Here is a 2,240-nt window from a genome sequence, read left to right on the forward strand (position 1 = left end):
GACGAACTGGCGCACCAACACCGGCTTCACCGACCTGCCGGCGCTGCCCTTCGACTACCGCAAGGAGCTGATCAGCAGCATGCCGAGCGGTTGCCCGGCCCGGCACGGTTCACACCTGCCGCACGGCGGCTCGTACCGGGACTTGTCCCGAGCGTCTGCTCGGGTCCGCCCCGAGCGCTCGTCTTCGGGCCGGACCCCGGATCCGTGATGCCGACGTGGCCGGGAGAAGGGACTCTGGTCAGGTGGACGGCAGCGGCGCCCCGGGCGCGCGAGGAGCTCGGCAGCCCGTGGCAGGCACTGCGGGCCGTGGCCGGGGGCCGACGCCGACGGTGGGCGTGGAGGAGGAGCACTTCCTCGTGGACCCCGTGTCCCGGGCCGTGGTTCCCGCGGGCCCGCGGCTGGCCGCCCGCGCCGCGGGCGTGCTGGGGGACCTGGTGTCCGGTGAGTTCACGGACCTCCAGGTCGAGGTGCGGACACCGCCGTGCGCCACCATGCGCGAGCTGTCCGCCCAGCTGGCCCGGTTGCGCCGCGAGCTCGCCGCGTGCGCCGAGGCCGAGGGCCTGGCCGTGTGCCCCAGTGCGACGCCCGTGATCGGGGGCGGCGGCGTGGTGCCGGTGGGCCACCACCCCCGGTACCTGGACGGGGTGGAGCTGTTCCGCAGCCTGATGGACGACTTCGCCGTCTGCGCCCTGCACGTCCACGTCTGCCTGCCCGACCGCGAGGTGGCGGCCCTGGTCGGCAACCATCTGCGCCCGTGGCTGCCGCTGCTGGTGGAGATGAGCGCCAACTCGCCCTTCCACGCCGGACGGGACACCCGGTACGCGAGCTGGCGCTCGGTGCTGCGGCTGCGCTTCCCCTCCCTCGGACCGCCACCGTGGGTCGAGTCCTTCGACGACTACCGGCGCGTCGCCGCCGCGATGGCGGAGGTCGGCGGGAGCTCCTTCGCCGACCTGCCGTTCTGGGACACCCGGCCGCACCCGCGACTGCCGACGCTGGAAGTGCGGTGCATGGACGTTCCGGCCGAGTCCGCCGACTCGGTGGCCCTGGCGGCCGTCGTGCGCGGCCTGGTGGTGACCTCCGCCCGCCTGGCGGAGCGCGGCGACAAGGGACCGCAGCTTCGCGGTGAGCTGTTGCGCGGCTCGTACTGGTACGCGACCCGCGACGGCTGGCCGGGGCCGGGAGCGGATGCGCTGACCGGACGCGTCCTGCCCGCCCCGGAACGCGCACGGAGGCTCGTCGAGCACATCGGCCCCGCGCTGGAGGAGCTGGGGGACCTGGAGCGGGTCGCCGCCTTCGTCGACCGGCTGGCCGCCCGGGGCAGCGGCGCCCACCGCCAGCGCGCCACACACCGGGCCGGCGGCCTGTCGGCGGTCGTGGACGACCTCGCGACCTGCATGACCACCCTGCAGGCCGTCCCGCCCCGGCCATCCGTACGGCGGACCCCCCAGGGGCGCGCCCCCGACGGGTGTGCCAGCGTGGAGGAAGCCGGAAGGCCATGCGGACCCATGTCCACGGACGCCCGCGAACGCCCGGAGAAGCCGATGGACGACAGCCCGGAGCAGCACGGACGCCCGCCGGAGCACGGCGGGCGGGTACGCCGTGACGGGTACGCCCGCCTGAGCGCCGCCGACCTCGGCATCGACACCGTGGCCCTGGCCGAGGACTTCACCCGGCTCGCCGACTCCTATCAGGACCTGCCGCCGGATCCGTACGCCCGTGAGACCCACCGCTTCCGCCGCTACTCGCACGCCGTCCACCTGCCCTGGACCGGCGAGCTCTCCTACATCCCGGGCACCCCCGACGAGGAGTTCGGCACCGTCACGGAGTACTGGCAGGACGAGCACAACCCCGAGTACCCCCGGGTGCGGCGCCGGCTGCCCGACATCCCGGAAGCCCTGCACCGCAACCGGCTGCTCGACGCCCTCGTCCATGCCGACCTGGACCGTGCCCTGTGGCTGGAGGACCTGCGCCGCGTCCCCGTCTACGTCGGCATCCACCTGATCTCGCTCGGCGTCCACGACCAGGACCAGGAGGCGGTGTCCTCACCGAACTGCCTGCATCAGGACGGCGGTTCACCGGCCACCTTCACCTTCGCCCACCTGATCGGCCGCCGGAACGTGAAGGGCGGCGAGAACGTCATCGCCACCCCGGAGAGCGCCGGCCGGCAACCCGACGCGCTGCCCCCGGAAGCGATCCACGACCGCTTCGTACTGACCGAGCCGCTGGACGGCTACGGCGTC

The 2,240-nt window shown here is 74.3% G+C and carries 1 protein-coding gene and 1 pseudogene; both read left to right on the forward strand.

Features of this window, described 5'->3' with window-relative positions; translation table 11 throughout:
- Window positions 1-208: pseudogene (locus ACWDCZ_RS40560) on the forward strand (hypothetical protein); the annotation flags it as partial.
- Window positions 209-287: 79 nt separating this feature from the next.
- Window positions 288-2,240, forward strand: a 1,953-nt coding sequence (locus ACWDCZ_RS40565; protein ID WP_449818620.1) for a YbdK family carboxylate-amine ligase, incomplete at its 3' end; no start/stop codon positions are given.

Source organism: Kitasatospora sp. NPDC001225, from assembly GCF_053597855.1.